At 72.9% G+C, this 15,772-nt stretch carries 16 protein-coding genes; 8 read left to right on the top strand and 8 right to left on the bottom strand.

The features are described from left to right. Window positions 1–77: 77 nt before the first annotated feature. Genes ACFPJ4_RS13580 through ACFPJ4_RS13570 form a run of 3 tightly spaced genes read left to right on the top strand, consistent with a single transcriptional unit; the run spans window position 78 to window position 3,039 of the window. On the top strand, window positions 78–1,328 hold the full coding sequence (locus tag ACFPJ4_RS13580) for a pyridoxal-phosphate-dependent aminotransferase family protein (protein ID WP_386740989.1): 1,251 nt from the start codon (window positions 78–80) through the stop codon (window positions 1,326–1,328). Continuing rightward, window positions 1,325–2,584 (top strand): Zn-dependent hydrolase, encoded by a 1,260-nt coding sequence (locus ACFPJ4_RS13575; protein ID WP_386740988.1) that lies wholly within the window; start codon window positions 1,325–1,327, stop codon window positions 2,582–2,584. Before ACFPJ4_RS13580 ends, ACFPJ4_RS13575 begins: the two co-directional genes overlap by 4 nt. Beyond that, entirely contained in the window at window positions 2,584–3,039 is a 456-nt protein-coding gene (locus ACFPJ4_RS13570; protein ID WP_386740987.1) for an iron-sulfur cluster assembly scaffold protein, read from the top strand. The genes ACFPJ4_RS13575 and ACFPJ4_RS13570 overlap by 1 nt, the downstream gene beginning before the upstream one ends. A gap of 30 nt (window positions 3,040–3,069) precedes the next feature. On the opposite strand, the gene ACFPJ4_RS13565 is transcribed toward ACFPJ4_RS13570, so the two are convergent. After that, window positions 3,070–3,666: a nucleotidyltransferase family protein gene (locus ACFPJ4_RS13565; RefSeq protein WP_386740986.1), complete on the bottom strand. Its 597-nt coding sequence runs from the start codon at window positions 3,664–3,666 to the stop codon at window positions 3,070–3,072. A 16-nt stretch (window positions 3,667–3,682) separates the two neighbouring features. Here ACFPJ4_RS13565 and uraD point away from each other — a divergent pair, with 16 nt between their 5' ends. Further along, window positions 3,683–4,204, top strand: coding sequence for a 2-oxo-4-hydroxy-4-carboxy-5-ureidoimidazoline decarboxylase (uraD, locus tag ACFPJ4_RS13560; RefSeq protein WP_386740985.1), 522 nt, complete (start codon window positions 3,683–3,685; stop codon window positions 4,202–4,204). Further along, the gene (uraH, locus tag ACFPJ4_RS13555) at window positions 4,201–4,527 is read left to right on the top strand and encodes a hydroxyisourate hydrolase (RefSeq protein WP_386740984.1); all 327 of its coding nucleotides are present in this window, start codon (window positions 4,201–4,203) and stop codon (window positions 4,525–4,527) included. Before uraD ends, uraH begins: the two co-directional genes overlap by 4 nt. 252 nt (window positions 4,528–4,779) lie before the next feature. Here the strand turns inward: uraH and pucL are convergent, their stop codons facing one another. The 7 genes from pucL to ACFPJ4_RS13520 all read right to left on the bottom strand — a co-directional run bounded on the left by pucL (window position 4,780) and on the right by ACFPJ4_RS13520 (window position 12,460). Beyond that, entirely contained in the window at window positions 4,780–5,694 is a 915-nt protein-coding gene (gene pucL / locus ACFPJ4_RS13550; RefSeq protein ID WP_386740983.1) for a factor-independent urate hydroxylase, read from the bottom strand. A gap of 11 nt (window positions 5,695–5,705) precedes the next feature. Continuing rightward, entirely contained in the window at window positions 5,706–7,067 is a 1,362-nt protein-coding gene (gene allB / locus ACFPJ4_RS13545; protein ID WP_386740982.1) for an allantoinase AllB, read from the bottom strand. Between the two features lie 136 nt (window positions 7,068–7,203). Further along, complete coding sequence (locus ACFPJ4_RS13540) at window positions 7,204–8,400, bottom strand: methylenetetrahydrofolate reductase (RefSeq protein ID WP_465262170.1); 1,197 nt, start codon at window positions 8,398–8,400, stop codon at window positions 7,204–7,206. Beyond that, window positions 8,390–9,028, bottom strand: coding sequence for a pyridoxamine 5'-phosphate oxidase family protein (locus tag ACFPJ4_RS13535; RefSeq protein WP_386740980.1), 639 nt, complete (start codon window positions 9,026–9,028; stop codon window positions 8,390–8,392). The genes ACFPJ4_RS13540 and ACFPJ4_RS13535 overlap by 11 nt, the downstream gene beginning before the upstream one ends. After that, window positions 9,025–10,377, bottom strand: coding sequence for an FAD-binding oxidoreductase (locus ACFPJ4_RS13530; protein ID WP_386740979.1), 1,353 nt, complete (start codon window positions 10,375–10,377; stop codon window positions 9,025–9,027). The genes ACFPJ4_RS13535 and ACFPJ4_RS13530 overlap by 4 nt, the downstream gene beginning before the upstream one ends. Window positions 10,378–10,403: 26 nt before the next feature. Beyond that, window positions 10,404–11,177: an SDR family NAD(P)-dependent oxidoreductase gene (locus ACFPJ4_RS13525; RefSeq protein WP_386740978.1), complete on the bottom strand. Its 774-nt coding sequence runs from the start codon at window positions 11,175–11,177 to the stop codon at window positions 10,404–10,406. Continuing rightward, window positions 11,174–12,460, bottom strand: coding sequence for an amidohydrolase family protein (locus tag ACFPJ4_RS13520; RefSeq protein WP_386740977.1), 1,287 nt, complete (start codon window positions 12,458–12,460; stop codon window positions 11,174–11,176). The genes ACFPJ4_RS13525 and ACFPJ4_RS13520 overlap by 4 nt, the downstream gene beginning before the upstream one ends. A 240-nt stretch (window positions 12,461–12,700) precedes the next feature. Here ACFPJ4_RS13520 and ACFPJ4_RS13515 point away from each other — a divergent pair, with 240 nt between their 5' ends. From ACFPJ4_RS13515 to ACFPJ4_RS13505, 3 genes are read left to right on the top strand one after another with little or no spacing between them, the layout of a single operon-like run. Continuing rightward, complete coding sequence (locus ACFPJ4_RS13515; RefSeq protein ID WP_386740976.1) at window positions 12,701–13,300, top strand: helix-turn-helix domain-containing protein; 600 nt, start codon at window positions 12,701–12,703, stop codon at window positions 13,298–13,300. Next, on the top strand, window positions 13,297–14,253 hold the full coding sequence (locus tag ACFPJ4_RS13510) for a PDR/VanB family oxidoreductase (RefSeq protein WP_386740975.1): 957 nt from the start codon (window positions 13,297–13,299) through the stop codon (window positions 14,251–14,253). The genes ACFPJ4_RS13515 and ACFPJ4_RS13510 overlap by 4 nt, the downstream gene beginning before the upstream one ends. 46 nt (window positions 14,254–14,299) lie before the next feature. Continuing rightward, window positions 14,300–15,688 carry an amidohydrolase family protein gene (locus ACFPJ4_RS13505; protein ID WP_386740974.1) on the top strand — a complete coding sequence of 463 codons (1,389 nt, stop codon included), beginning with the start codon at window positions 14,300–14,302 and terminating at the stop codon, window positions 15,686–15,688. Window positions 15,689–15,772 lie beyond the last annotated feature (84 nt).

Below are 15,772 nucleotides of genomic sequence, written 5' to 3'. Positions count from 1 at the left end.
TTTCACCGGTGCTCCTCCCGCGTCACCTGACCGAAACACCCCTCGGCTAGCCTGATGCCAACGATCCAGGAGTCACCGTGAGCAGAGCCAGAACCCCCGACAGCGGCCCCATCAACCCGCCGCCCCGGCTGCTCATGGGGCCCGGCCCAATCACGGCGGATCCGCGGGTGCTGCGGGCGATGTCGGCCCAGCTCGTCGGGCAGTACGACCCCGCTATGACCGGGTACATGGCCGAGGTGCAAGAGCTCTACCGCGAGGTCTTCCAGACCGACAACGCGGCGACGCTGCTCGTCGACGGCACGAGCCGCGCCGGCATCGAGGCGGCCTTCGTCAGCCTCATCGAGCCGGGCGACCGGGTGCTCGTGCCGATCTTCGGACGCTTCGGGCACCTGCTGCGCGAGATCGCCGAGCGCAGCGGCGCCGAGGTGCACGTGCTGGAGCGCGAGTGGGGCACCGTCTACCCGCCGGCCGAGATCGAGACGGCCCTGGCATCCATCAAGCCGAAGCTGCTGGCCATCGTGCACGGCGACACCGCGACCACGCTCGCCCAGCCGCTCGACGAGCTCGGGCCGCTCGCGGCCAAGTACGGCGCGCTGCTCTACACCGACGTGACGGCCAGCCTCGGCGGCAACACCTTCCTCGCCGACGCCTGGGGGGTGGATGCCGCGACCGGCGGCCTGCAGAAGTGCCTGGCCGGGCCGTCCGGATCGTCGCCGATCACGCTGTCGGAGGCCGCGGTCTCGATCATCGAGGCCCGCAAGAGCGTCGAGGCGGGCATCCGGGTCGAGGGCGATGCCGTGCGTAGCGACCCGATCCGCAGCAACTACTTCGACCTGGCGCAGATCCTCGACTACTGGGGGCCGAAGCGGCTCAACCACCACACCGAGGCGACCACGATGCTCTACGGCGCGCGCGAGTGCGCCCGGCTGCTGGTCGAGGAGGGCATGGACGCCGCGGTCGAGCGCCACCGGCTGCACGGCACGGCGATGGTCGCGGGCCTGGTCGGCATGGGGTTGCAGCTGTTCGGCGACCAGTCGGTGCGGATGAACAACGTGGTCGGCGTGCACATCCCCGACGGGCTCGACGGCGACCGGGCGCGCGCCGCCCTGCTCGACAACTACGGCATCGAGATCGGCACGAGCTTCGGTCCCCTCGCCGGCAAGGTCTGGCGGATCGGCACCATGGGCTACAACGCGCGGCGCGACGCCGTGCTCACCACGCTCGCCGCGCTCGAGCAGCTGCTGCGGCGCGGCGGCGTGAGGCTCACGCCCGGTGCGGGGGTGGATGCCGCCCTCGAGTCGTACGCGAACGCGGGGGCGGCCGCGTGAGCAGCCTGTCCCAGGGCGCGCCGGCGGCCGCCGCACGGGTGCTGGCGCGCGCCGACGAGCTCGCCACGCACAGCTCGCGCCCCGACGGCATCGAGCGCGTCTACCTGACTCCTCAGCATCGCGCGGTCAACCACCTCGCCGCGGGCTGGATGCGCGAGGCGGGCCTGGTGAGCTGGGAGGACGCGGCGGGCAACCAGTGCGGCCGCCTGGCGGGGGCCGAGGACGGGCTGCCCGCGGTGGTGCTGGGCTCGCACCTCGACACGGTGCCGGGCGCGGGGCGCCACGACGGCATCCTCGGGGTGCTCGTGGCGATCGAGGTCGCGTCCCGGCTGCGCGACGCCGAGCTGCCGTTCGCGCTCGAGGTCGTGGCGTTCGGCGACGAGGAGGGCACGCGATTCGGCACGACCCTGCTCGGCTCCCGGGCGTTCGCGGGGAGCTGGCAGCCGGAGTGGGCCGGGTTGCGGGATGCCGACGGCATCCGGCTCGGAGACGCCGCCCGCGAGTTCGGCCTCGACCCGCAACGGATCGGCTCGGCGGCCCGCACCCCCGAGCAGCTGCTGGCGTACCTCGAGGTGCACATCGAGCAGGGCCCGCGGCTGGAGCAGGCCGACCGCGCGCTCGGCGTCGTGACGACGATCGCGGCGGCCGAGCGGCGGATGATCACCTTCACGGGGGAGTCCCGGCACTGCGCGACCCCGTGGGAGCTGCGGCACGATGCGCTGCTCGGCGCGAGCGAGGCGAATCTGGCGATCGAGCGCATCGCGCGGGCGCGCGGCAGCTACGCGACGGTGGGGCGCATCCAGGTCGAGCCGGATGCCGTCAACGTGATCCCGGGCGTCGCGACCTTCAGCCTCGACCTGCGCGACGAGACCGCCGAGGGGCGCGACGCGACGTGGGACGTGATCCGCGACGAGCTGCAGTCGATCGCCGGCGGACGCGGGCTGGATGTCGCGATCGGCACGACGCACGAGGCTCCCGAGGTGGTGTGCGCGCCCGATCTGAGAGCGGCGTTCGCGGCGGGGATCCAGTCGACCGGCGACGGTGCGGCATCCGATGTCATGGAGCTGTTCAGCGTCGCGGGCCACGATGCGATGGCGGTCGCCGCGATCGCCCCGGTCGGCATGCTCTTCGTGCGCTGCCGCGGCGGCATCAGCCACCACGCCGACGAGTCCGTGCGCGCGGACGACGTGGCCGCCTCGATCGACGCCCTCGAGGTCGCGGTGCGCCAGCTGGCGGCGGAGTACGAGCCGCGCTAGTGACTCCTCCCGGTGGCCTCGGCCTGGATGAGAGCGAGCGCGCTGCGCTGATCGAGCAGCTGGCGAAGGCACGTCACGGCTTCGGATTCGAGGGCGTGGATGCGGAGGCGCCGTCGGCGCATCGGCGCTCGCCGACGTGCGGGGACGAGTTCACCGTGCGCGTCGTGATGACGGATGACGCGATCGCCGCCGTGCACTGGGAGGGTCACGGCTGCGTGGTCTCGACCGCGGCGGCGGGGGCGCTGGCGGCGCTGGCGCCGGGATTGTCACGGTCGTCGTTCCTGGCGATCGCCGCCCGGTACCTCGAGGCGGTGCTGGCGGACGGGGTGCCCGATGCCGAGTTCGGCGACGCCGAGGTGTTCGCCGGGATCGGGCGGTACCCGCTCCGGGCCGGCTGCGCGTCGCTCGCGTGGCGGGCGGCGGTGCAGGCGGTCGGGGCGGTGGAGCCGCGGTAGCCCGGTGCGCGGGTGATGGGACAGGTGGCGTCAGCTGTCGACGTCCGCCCCGTCCCACAGCTCCGCGCACTCGACCTCGGCAGCGCCGTGCTCGCGCAGATACGGTCCCGCCCCGCGATCGCCGTCGGCCGACGCCGCGACGGCATCCCAATGCGCACGCCCGATGAGCACGGGATGCGTCGGCCGCCCGTTCACGACCGCGCGGCGCAGGGTCGCGGCGTCGACCGGGGCAGCGGCCACGACGCGCGCGGCGACGGCGCCCGGCATGCCGGGGAGGTCGACGAGGGTGAGCAGCACGGCCTCGGGAGCCGGAAGTCGAGCCGCCGCTCCGAGGGCGGTGCGCAGGGACTCGGACAGCCCGTGCGACGCGTCGGGGGCGTGCACGACGGTGGCTGACGCGGGGGCGAGAGCCGCGACATCCGCCGCGGCAGACCCGACCACGACGAGCACCGTCGAGCAGCCCGCGCTCTGCAGCACCGAGACGGCGTGGGCGACCCAAGGGGTCCCGTCGGGCAGGCGGCGCAGGCCCTTCGGACCGCCCGCGCGCACGCCCGCGCCGGCGGCGAGCACGACGCCCACGAGGCCCGGCACCAGGCCGGGCAGCGGGCCGGGCGCGCCGTCGGTCATGGCTACAGTTGAGCACATGATGCAGGTCACCGACAGCGATTTGCGTGCCGCGCTCGAGGCCGCCCTCGGGGTGCGGCGCTGGGTGTTCGAGGTGGCCGGGCTGGCCCCGTTCGAGACCCTCGACGAGCTGCTGGATGCCGCCCGCACCGCCGCGACCCCCCTGAGTGCCGCCGAGATCGACGAGGCGCTGGCGCATCATCCGCGCATCGGCGAGAAGCCGACCGGTTCGGGCGCGGCTGCCGAGCACAGCCGCCGCGAGCAGGCCTCCCTCGACACCGCGGCCGGGTCGGATGACGCCGAGCTCGCGTCGGCGATCGCGGCGGGCAACGCGGCCTACGAGGCCCGGTTCGACCGGGTGTTCCTGATCCGTGCCGCCGGGCGGACGCGCGGAGAGATCCTCGCCGAGCTCACCCGCCGGCTCGCGCTCGACGACGCCACGGAGCTCGCGATCGTCGCCGAGCAGCTGCGCGAGATCGCCATCCTGCGACTGGCCACGGCCCTCGGGGTCGCGGCGAACGAGACCGGGAGCGCCGCATGAGCAAGATCTCGACCCACGTGCTCGACACGGCGCACGGGCTGCCGGCCGCCGGCATCCCGGTGACCTTGCGCGCCGCCGACGGCAGCCTGCTCGGCGAGGGACGCACCAACGCCGACGGCCGCGTCTCGGAGCTCGGGCCCGACGAGCTGCCCGCGGGCATCTACACCCTGGTCTTCGACACGGGTCGCTACTTCGAGCTCATCGACCGCGAGGGCTTCTACCCGCGCGTCACGATCGACTTCGAGATCATCGACCCCGACGAGCACTTCCACGTGCCGCTGCTGCTCAACCCGTTCGGCTATTCCACCTACCGCGGCAGCTGACCGCCGGCGGTCGCCGCGCGTGCCGGGGTGTGCCGCGCGCGCCCGCGCGCTCCCCGTCCTGCGCGGATCAGGATGCCGCGCGCGTGTCGTCCGCGGATCAGGATGCGGCAGCGGCGTGTCGCGGTCGGCATCCTGATCGGCACACCGGGTTGGGACCGGGTGAGCCCGGTCGACGCCGCACAAGCCCGCCCGAGATCCCTGCTCGGCCCGGGGCCGGGCTCGCGCCAGCCCCGGCTCACACCGGCCCCCGGCTCACGCCAGCCCGGCCGAGAACTTCCACGCGTCGTGGGCGGCCGGGGCGTCCTCCCGCGCGATCGTCGCCTCGATCAACCCGTACGGGCGGTCGTCGGCGTGGAACACCTCGCCCTTCTGCTCCACCCCGAACCGCGCGATGTCGTAGTCGAAATGGTGCTTGTTCGGCGCCTTCAGTTTGATCTCGACGATCTCGGGGTGGGCATCCAGCACCGCGGTGCCCATGTGCCAGAGCGTCTGCTGCAGGGCGAGCGACTGCAGCGTCGCGAACTCCTTGACCATGATCGCCTTCGCCGAGGCGTAGATGCCGTCCCAGTCGACGCCCCCGACCACGTCGCCCCCGTCCGCCGCCGCGTACCGCCACTTCACGTCGAGCGCGGTGGCCATCACGCGGTCGTGCGTCTCGGGCAGGGTCGTGTACCCGTCGACGAGGAATCCCGCGAACTCCGAGCCGGTCGACTTCAGGATGATCAGGTCCTTCAGGCCCGCGATCACGTACTCGCCCGTGGCATCCACCGTGATCGCGGCCGTGCGCACCTCCTGGCCTTTGCGAAGCCAGGTGTGATCGTGCTCCACTCCGTCGATCACGGCGCGCTCCCACAGGAACTCCTCGATCTCGATCCGCGCTCCCGACACCGGCTCGATCTCGCTCACGAAGTGCCGGGCGAGTTCGAGCCCGTACTGCTCGATCGTCGCGACGCCCTTCTCCTTCGTGTACGAGAACGCCGTGTTCTTCTGCGTGTCCGTCGGCAGCACGGCAGCCTGGCTGCCGCTCAGGTACGCCTCGGCGAAGTCGCCGCGCAGGGCCGTCGTCACGTTGAGGTCGCGGATCTCGTGCCGCGCCGTGTCGCGGTAGATCCGCACCATGCGCGATTCGGCTTTGCCGTACTGGTGGTCGCTGAGCAGATATGCCATGGCTGGGCCTTTCAGGGTCGGGTGAGCAGGGTTCCGGCGGGTGCCGCGTCCGAGGCGAGATCGACCGGATGCCCGGCCAACCAGGTGCGCCGCACCGTTCCGCGCAGCTCGGCGCCGTCGAACGCGCTCACCGGGTTCTTGTGCAGCAGCTCGGCGGCGTGCACGGTGCGCCGCTCGTCCGGAGCGAACACCGCCAGGTCGGCGCGCGCGCCCGGGGCGATGACGCCGCGTCCGGGGAGGCGGGCGAAGCGGGCGGGCCCCTCCGACATCCAGCCGAGCACGAGTTCGAGCGGGATGCCGCGCTCGGCCGCCGCCGTCCACACCGCCGACAGCCCGAGCTGCAGCCCCGCGATCCCGCCCCAGGCCCGGCCGAAGTCGCCGTCGCCGGCGAACTTGAGCTCGGCCGTCGAGGGGGAGTGGTCGGTGACGATGAGGTCGATGTCGCCGTCGAGCAGGGCGCGCCACAGCGCGTCGCGATTGGCCTCGTCGCGGATCGGCGGGGCGCACTTGTACTGAGTGGCGGCATCCGGGATCGTCGCGGTCGAGAACGCGAGGTAGTGCGGGCAGGTCTCGACCGTGATCGGCAGCCCCTCGGCGCGGGCGGCACGCAGCTCGGGCAGGGCCGCAGCCGACGACAGGTGCAGGATGTGCGCGCGGGTTCCCGTGCGCCGCACCCCGTCGATCACGTGCCGGATCGCGACCAGCTCGGCCTCGGGCGGGCGGGAGGCGACGAAGTCGGCGTAGCCCGGCCCGCCGCCGTTTTCGTGCGCGTGCAGCACGCCCGGGTCTTCGGCGTGCACCAGCAGCTGCCCGTCGAAGGCGGCGAGCTCGTGCAGCGCGGCGTCGAGCTGTGCGGCGTCGAGGTGCCCGAACTCGTCGACCCCCGAGGGCGCCAGGAAGCACTTGAAGCCGAAGACGCCCGCGTCGTGCAACTCGCGCAGCCGCCCGAGGTTCTCGGGGACGGCGCCGCCCCAGAATCCGACATCGACGCGCGCGGCTCCCGACGCGGCCGCGCGTTTGACCGCGAGATTCTCGGGGGTCGTCGTGGGCGGGATGCTGTTGAGCGGCATATCGATGAGGGTCGTCACGCCCCCGGCCGCCGCCGCGCGGGTGGCGCTCGCGAAGCCCTCCCACTCGGTGCGGCCCGGCTCGTTGACGTGCACGTGGGTGTCGACGAGGCCCGGGATGAGCACCTCGTCGGCGGCGAGCTCGACGACGGTGCGGGTCGAGGTGGCGGCTCCGCGATCGGATGCCGGCCCGCCGGCTACCGGCCGGCCGATGGCCGCGATCGTGCCGTCGATCACGTGCACCTCGGCGTCCAGGAACGCGCCGTCGACGAGGGCGCGCCCGCGGATCACGAACTCGGCGCTCATGCGGCCGCTCCCGTGCCGCGGGAGGCCTGTCGGCATCCGGCGGCTCTCGTTCCCCGTGCACCGGCAGCCGGTCGGCATCCGGTCGTTCCCGCACCCCGCGACACCGCAGCCGGATCAGGAAGGATCGGCCGGGCCGTCACGTCCCGCTCCCGTGATCGAGGTTCGTCCTGATCCGCCGACCGATCTCGGCGAGGGCGTGGGCGAACTCGAGGGCCCGATCGGGGGCTCCGCCTCCGCTGAGGTTGATGCCGACGACCCCGTCGATCGCGAGGAAGCCGCGCGACAGCTCGACCGCCGCGGCGATCCCGGCCTCCCGCACCCCCGCATCCGGGCCGCTCTCGCCCGGGCCGCTCTCATCCGGGCCGCTCCCGTCGTCGCGCCCGGCCGCAGCCCCGGCCCCCGCCGCGAGGATCCCCTCGAGGTACCCCTCCGGCAGCACGAGCGTGGTGAAGCTCAGCAGCAGCTCCGCGCTCTCGCGGTCGATCACGACCGGAACGCACGGGATGAAGCCCGCGCGCGAGCCGAGCGCCCGGGTCGCCGCGACGAAGGCGCGCACCGGCTCGACCCCGCCGGAGTGGTTCACGAAACAGATCTCGGCCCCCGCGCGCTCCTTCTCGAGCAGCCGAGCGGCCCGCCGATCGACCGGGGGAGTCGCGGGCGCCTCCGCGACCGAGACCAGGTGCCCCGCCCGGGCGGCGAGGGCCGCGAGTTCGGTGCTGTCCAGATCGAAGACGGGGGCGGCATCCGGTCGCGACCCGGTGAGAGTGTGGTCGCCGGTGACCGAATGGATGCCGGCGACGCCGACGTGCGCGAGCGCCGCCAGTTCGCCCTCCAGCGCGACCCGGTTGCGGTCGCGGCAGTTGAGTCCGGTCCAGACGGCGAGGCCCGCCGACTGGATGAGATGGGCGCGGTAGGCGGGCGGGAACTGCACCCGCGCCGCCCCCGAGTCGCCCGCGAGCACCGCATCCACTCCCGGAGCCATCGCCTCGGCGCACGCCGCGATCGACCCCGCGTCGAGCGCCGCCGCCGGGAAGTCGGCGACGACGACGGCGCGCGTCGCGAGCAGCGCGCGCATCCGCGCCGCCCCGGCCGAGGCGACCGGCACGGGCAGCGGATCGGCCGCCGCCGGTCGGGCGATCGCGTCATCCGGCTCGCTGGCGGCCACCAGCCCGTGCCACCCGACGGTCGGCGTCTCGAGGAACACGCAGGGGTGGGCCGCCACCTCGCAGCCGCCGTCGAACTCGACTCCGCCGCACGGCCCGTACTCCATGTGTTTCGGGCACAGAGGTGACGCGCCCGCGACGACGGGACCGTCGAGCAGCTCAGCCGGCAAGCTGCGTCACCGCCCAGCTGCTGCGCGACAGCTCACCCGTCGCGGCGGCCCTGCGGTATTCGACCCGTCGGCTGGCGGTCGAGGTGCTCCCGACCCAGAAGGTGAGGCGGCTGGGGCGCACGAGGTAGCCGGTCCACGTGGGCGGAGCCGTGAAGCCCTCGACGTGGTCGACCGCGAAGGCGTCCCATGCGCTCACCCGGTCGAGCCGGGGCAGGCTCGCGAACTCGACGGTGTTCTGCCAGGCCAGCTGCTGCAGGTAGGCCGAGCGGTGCGCGAACGCCCACTCCAGCTCGGCCGCGTCGGCGAGCTCGGCGACCCCCTGCACCGTGATCTGGTGCGCTTCGGCGGGGAGGTGCACGGTGAACGAGACGCGCGGCTCGTGCGCGAGCTGCGCGACCTTGCGCGAGCGGGTGTCGGTGTGGAAGTAGAAGCCGTGGTCGTCCCACGCGGTCAGCAGCTGGATGCGGCTGTCGGGGGCGCCGGACTCGTCGACGGTCGCGACCACCATCGTCGGTCGCGCGGGCTCCTCGTTGTCGGGCAGCCACTCGGTCAGCACGGGGGTGGGCTCCTCGGGCCAGTCGTCGCGGAACACCAGCTCCCCGCTGGCGTTCTGCCACTCGGAGGTCATCGCTTGCGCCCGGTGTCGACGTCCGGCTCCACGAGCTTGCCGGGGTTGAGCAGACCCTGGGGGTCGGTGCTCTTGGCCAGTTCGACGCTGCGCTCGGGCTCGTAGTCGACGAACCACTGGTGCGGGTTGTGGAATCCCACGTCGATCGCGCGCATGCGGTCGAAGCCGGCGAGCAGGTCGGCCTCACCGGTGTACGGCGCGGCGAGCATTCCGCCCGGAGTGCCCTGCGCCATCGCCTCGAGGTGCAGCATCGCGCCGGGGTAGATCTCGTGCACCTCGTCGATCCGGTCGACGAGCGCGTCGCCGCCGACCTCGACGTGGAAGTAGACGCCCGGGTAGGCCTTCTGCAGCCACTCGATCGGGTGGTTGTAGCTGACCATCGACAGCTTCATGGTGTTCTGCAGACCGGGCCGCACGGCCTCGACCGTGCCGCCGGCCTGCTCGACCAGGCGCGTGGCGGCCTCGATCGTCGACTCGTCGAGGATGACGCGCAGGCTCGCCTTGCCGGCCGGCAGGGCCTCGTCGTTCGGCAGGGCGTCGGCGAGGGTCGGCAGGTCGGCCGAGACGAGCCGCGGCGTCGGCTCGAGCGCCGCCATCGGCCGGATCAGCTCGAAGGCGTCGTGGAAGTCGTCGAAGCTCGCGTAGAACGCCGACCACGGCTGCTGCGGCTCGAGCGCGACCTCGACGCGGGCGATGATGCCGGTGACCCCGTAGTTGTGCAGGTAGTTGTGGGCCTGCTCCGCTTCGAGATGGATGAGGCGCGCATCCGGCTCGGCATGCACGACGTCGAGGGAGCGCACATAGCCGCCCACGATCGAGGTCAGCATGCCGTGCTTGATCGATCCGGTGCCGCCCGACCCGCCCGAGACGAAGCCGCCGACCGTGGACTGCACGGTGGACGGGAACATCAGCACCTGCTGTCCCGTGCGGTTGGCGGCCTGTTCGATCTGGATCATCGGCGCGCCGGCGTCGGCGATCAGGTAGCCGTCGCCGACCTCGACGATCGAGCGCGCCTTCGACGTGTCGATGACGAGCCCGCCCGCCATCGGGATGGCCTGGCCGTAGTTGCCGGTCCCCTTGCCGCGCGGCGTGATCGGCACCCCGTGGCGCACGGCCGCACCGACCGCGACGGCGATGCCCTCGGCATCCGTCGGATAGACGACGAGCTGCGCGCGGCCGAGCGGCAGCTTCTGCATGATCACGGGGGAGAGGGTCGAGCCGTCGACCGAGACGCGCTCGAGCGCGGCGTCCTCGTCGCTGACGGCGGCCTCGCCGAGCAGCTCGCGCAGTTCGGCCGCGAGGGCGGTGATGCGGTCGAGGTCGACGGCGGGAAGGGTGTCGGTGCCCATGGGGAGCCTTTCTGAGGATGGAGCGGTCAGTGGGTGACCATGCCGCCGGTCACATTGATGGCCTGGCCGGTCAGGTAGGCCGATTCGGGGAGGCTGAGGAAGAGTGCGACCGCGGCGACGTCGTCGATCGTGCCGAGCCGGCCGAGCGGCGAGAGCGCCTCCCAGCTCGCGACGAGCTCGGGGGTGCGGGTGCCCGCCCCCATCTCGGTCAGCACGTAGCCCGGGCAGATCGAGTTGGCGGTGATCCCGTGCCGGCCCCACTCGAAGGCGACCGCGCGGGTGAGGGCGACGACGGCCGCCTTGGATGCCGCGTAGGCGGCCTCGCTGGCCCCGCCCTTCTTGGCGGCCATGCTGGCGAGGTTGACGATGCGGCCGGAGCCCGCCGGGATCATGGTCCGTGCCGCGACCTGCATCGTCGTGAGCATCGCGCGGGTGTTGATCGCGAACAGCAGATCCCACTCGGCGACCGTCAGGTCGATCAGCTGGGTACGGGAGAAGATCCCGGCGCAGTTGACCAGCACGTCGATGCCGCCGAGCTCGGCGACGGCCTGCTCGGTGGCGCGTTCCGCGTCGGCGGCGTCGGCGAGGTCGACCTCGACGAACCGTCCGCCGATCTCGGCGGCTGCGCGCTCACCCTCGGCGACGAGGCGGTCGAGGATCACCACCTGGGCGCCCTCGGCGGCGAGTGCCGCCGCGATGCCCCCGCCGATGCCGCGCGCGCCGCCGGTGACGACCGCGCGCCGACCGATCAGGCGTCCGTCGACGCGGTCGTCGAGTCGGCCGGGGGGCGCGCCGATCATGCCGGCACCTCGGTGGCGCGGCCTGCGAGTCCGGTGGCGGCCCCAGCCGCGAGCGGAAGCCCGACCTCCTGCACGACGCGACTGCGCGCGACGAGCCGGCCCTCGTGGATCACGTAGCGGTCGTGCGAGGCCGTCGCGATCGCCTCGCCCAGCGAGTCGGCGCGCACCGCGAGCAGTTCGGCGCGCGCGCCCGGAGTCGGCCCCGCCGGCGGCAGCGACATGACGGAGCGGGCCCCGTCGGTGACGGCGGCGATCGCCTCGAACAGGTCGAGGTGTCCGGCCGTGACGAGCAGCGACGCGGTCTCGAGCGCGTCGCCGCGTCCGACGGGGTTGAACGGGTCGCGCACGTTGTCGGCGCCGGCACCCACCCGGACCCCGGCATCCAACAGGGCGCGCAGCGCGGTGAGGCCGCGCGGGGTCGAGCTCGGGTGCTCCCAGCCCTGCAGGTAGAGGTTCGTGATCGGCAGCGAGATGATGCCCATGTCGCTGGCCAGCACCTCGGCGATCACCTCGGCGAGCTCGTCGGCCTCGAGGGTTCCGAGTCGCACGCAGTGCCCAGCCGACACCGGCTGCGCCCGCCCGCGGGTCAGGCGCGCATACTCGCGGATGGTGATGGGGCCGTGCAGCGATTCGTCGGTGTGCAGGTCGATGGGCACCGATCGGCGGTCGGCGATCGCGACCGCACGCGCGACCTCGGCGAGCGGATCGCCCGCCAGGTGCGGGGCGCCGCCCATGAGGTCGACGCCGAGGTCGAGCGCGCCCTCGAAGGTCGCGTCATCGGTCCATTCGCCGCCGAGCGCCACGAGCTGGACGTCCATCAGGCCGGTCAGCCGCTCGCGCACCCGGATCAGGGCGCGCGCCCCGCGCAGCGGGTCGTCGCCGCCGAGCATGTCGACGTGCGTGCGCACGGCGGTGGTGCCGAGCTGCAGCATGGCCGTGGCCTGGGCGAGGGCCCGCTCGAAGATGTCGTCCTCGGTGGCGCTCGCCGAGAACGCCCGCCACGAGTCGACGGCTTTGACGAGGTCACCGAACTCGGGGTTCGCGGCGTCCCAGCTGCGCGCCTTGTCGAGGTGAGCATGTGGTTCGGCCGGCGCGGTGACGACCAGGAATCCGTCGAGCTCGAGGGAATCGGCCGAGGCACCACCCGAGCCGCTGCCCGTGACGCCGCTCCTCGCGCTCGTCACCTCGCTGACCACCCCGTCGTCGAGCCGGATGTCGACGATGCTGCCGTCGGCGAGGCGGGCTCCGCGCAGCCACTGCAGTGCTTGCATCAGGGCGGGCACGAAACTCCTGTTCTGAACGATTCCGGGGTGTGGCGCGCGAGCCGACACGGGCGTTCGCGCGGGGCGATGTTGATCACTCCAACATTTGCCGAATCTACGGATCGTGCGTTTCGGTCGTGTGTCGCCGCGGTTTCCCCGCGTTAATTCCCGAGCACCTCGGACGACGGCCACCGACAGAATGTGCTGAGATACCCTCCGGGCGCCCTCCACGTCGGCACCCCGAACCAGGTGAGGAGCGCCATGAGCTGGAGCGACACGGTCGAGGCGTCCGTCGACGAGCAGGCCGAGCGGGTCGGCGGCCGCATCCGCGACATGCGCCGTGCCCGCTCGATGACCCTCGTGCAGCTGGCCGAGGCCGCCGCGCTGTCGCATCCGTTCCTCAGCCAGCTCGAGCGCGGGCTGGCCCGTCCGAGCATGGCCTCGCTCGAGCGGATCGCCCGCGCGCTCGGTACGAGCCAGGTCGAGCTGCTCTCGGTCGACGAGCCGCGGCGCGGGCGCGAGCCGGCGGCATCCGTCTCGCTCGTGCGGGCCGGAACCGGAACGACCGGGCCCTACAGCGAGGGCACCGCCCAGATGCTCGTCGAGGGCGCGCGCGCCTTCCACCCGATGGAGTACCGCAGCGACAACTCCGACTACCGCGACCGATTCGTGCACGACGAGGACGAGTGGATCTACGCCCTCGAGGGCGACATCGAGGTGGATGCCGCCGGCCCCGAGCCGCTGCGGCTCGCGCCCGGCGACGCGGTCTACCTGGCGGGCGGCACCCCGCATCGCTTCCGCTCGATCGACGGCGCTCCGTTCCGCCTGCTGATCGTCAAAGAGCACCCGGCGCGCCTGTGAACCGCCCGATCGCCTCCGATGTCGACGCCGTCGTCATCCGCCGTGACACCGCCGTCGACGGCGTCGTCGTGTTCGAACTCGCCGCACGCGAGGGTCAGGCCCTGCCCGTCTGGACTCCCGGGTCGCACGTCGACGTGCTGCTGCCCTCCGGTCTGATCCGGCAGTACTCGCTCTGCGGCGACCCGGGCGCCGATCGCTGGCGCCTCGGCGTGCTGCGCGAGGCGGATGCCCGCGGCGGCTCGCTCTGGATGTGCGACTCCCTGCGCGAGGGCCAGGCCGTGCGCCTCGCCGGACCGCGCAACCACTTCCACTTCGACCCCGAGCCGGGCGTGCCCGTCATCCTGCTCGCCGCCGGGATCGGCATCACGCCGATCCTGCCGATGGCCGCCGCCGCGCGCGATGCCGGCATCGACTACGCGCTGCACTACTCGGGGCACGAGGGGCGGATGGCCTTCCTGCCGGAGCTCGCCGCGGCACACGGCGAGCGGCTCGTCACGCACCTCAGCGAGCGCGGCGAACGGCTCGAGCTCGACGCCGTGCTGGCCGCCGCCGCGCCGGGCACGCGGGTGTACTGCTGCGGGCCGGCGGGCTTCATCGACGCCGCCGAGCGGGCCGCCGCGGCGGCCGGGCTCGACTTCCACACCGAGCGCTTCGAGGCCGAGACGCTCACGGCGCCCGTGTGGCCGGAGCCGTTCGAGGTGGAACTCGCGCTGAGCGGGGTGACCGTCACCGTCCCGCCCGAGCGCAGCATCCTCGAGGTCGTCGAGGAGGAGGGCGTCTTCGTGCTCTCCAGCTGCCACGAGGGCACCTGTGGCACCTGCGAGACACCGGTGCTCGAGGGCGAGATCGATCATCGCGACTCGATCCTGACCCCGCAGGAGCGCGCGCGCGGCGACGTCATGTTCATCTGCGTCTCGCGGGCGGCCTGCCCGCGTCTCGTGCTCGACCTGTAGTTCCCCTGCCCCTGCCCCCGCCCCTGCCCCGTCCCCGGAGGAAACCGTGACCTCGCTTCTCGTCACCCACGCCCGCCTCATCACCGTGCCGGCCGGCACCGAGGACCCCGGCTACCTGGAGCACGGCTGGATGCTCGTGGTCGACGGGCGGATCGCGGACCTCGGCGAGGGGGATCCGTCCGCCGCCGTGCTCGCCGCCGCCTCGGGGTTCGAGACCCTGGACGTCGCCGGCGCCTTCGTCGCCCCCGGCTTCATCTCGGCGCACAGCCACCTGTTCACGAGCGCGAGCCGCGGCCTCGGGGTCACCGAGACGCTGTACGGCTGGTGCGACTCGATGCTCGGGCTGATCCGGCACGCGACGCCCGACGACCTCTACTGGACGACGCTGCACGGCTCGCTCGACTTCCTCGGCGCCGGCGTGACCGCGGCCTACGACTTCACCGACCCGCGCATCCCGTGGGAGCCGATGATCGAAGGGCAGCGTCAGGCGGTCGGCACTCTGCGCCCCATCGAGTACCAGACCCGCCAGATCGACGCGAAGGCCGACGCCGGTCTGCGATTCGTCAACTCCACGCCGATGGATGACGCGATCGGCAGCGACGACGAGGTGCTCGCCCGACTGGCGGCCGTGCTCGACCACACGGCGACCCTGGACCGCGATCTCGCCCTCGGAGCGGCGGTCACCGGCAGCGTGCAGTGGTCGATCCGGCCGAACGCCGCCGAACTCGAGGTCGAGGCGATGCGCCGCTTCGGGCTGATCAACCAGGCGCACTTCCTCGAGACCCGTGAGGCGACCGAGCTGCAGCGCTCGAAGTGGGCGCTCTACCGGAATGCCGGGGCGCTCGGTCCCGGAATGATCTTCGGCCACTTCATCCAGACCACGCCCGAGATCATCCGCGAGGCCGCCGAGAGCGGCTCGGGGATGTCGTGGCAGCCGGGCTCCAACGGCCGGCTCGCCTCGGGCTTCGCCGAGGTGCCCGAGATGCTCGCCCTCGGAATGACCGTGGGCATGGGCCTCGACGACCAGGCCTGCACCGACGTGGCCGACCCGTGGCAGAACATGCGCACGGGGATGTTCGGCCTGCGCGCCAAGACCGGCGACCCGCTGTCGATGATGCCCGAGACGGTGCTGCGGCTGCACACGCTCGGGTCGGCGAAGCTGCTCGGCGTCGACGACCGCATCGGCAGCCTCGAGGTCGGCAAGTTCGCGGACTTCGTCGTGGTCGACCCGACCGCTCCCGATATCGGGCCGCTCTGGCATCCGGTGCGCAACTACGTGCTGTCCTGCGGTCTGCGCAACCTCAAGCGCGTCTACGTCGGCGGCGAACTCGTGAACGAGTCGGGCGTCTCGACCAATCCGCTCGCCGGGGAGGCGTCGGCGAAGGTGCGCGAGTCGCTCGAGCCGCTCGCCGCCCGGTACGGTCACCCGGCCTGAGAGCGCGGCCGGGTCGCGGCGGATCGACGAATAGTCGAGCAGTACTCGATCCAGCCGCATTTATCACGAGGGTTACGCCCTCGA

Source organism: Lysinimonas soli (genome assembly GCF_042655435.1).
Classification (GTDB): domain Bacteria; phylum Actinomycetota; class Actinomycetes; order Actinomycetales; family Microbacteriaceae; genus Lysinimonas; species Lysinimonas soli.
This window is presented reverse-complemented; position numbering and strand designations above follow the sequence as displayed.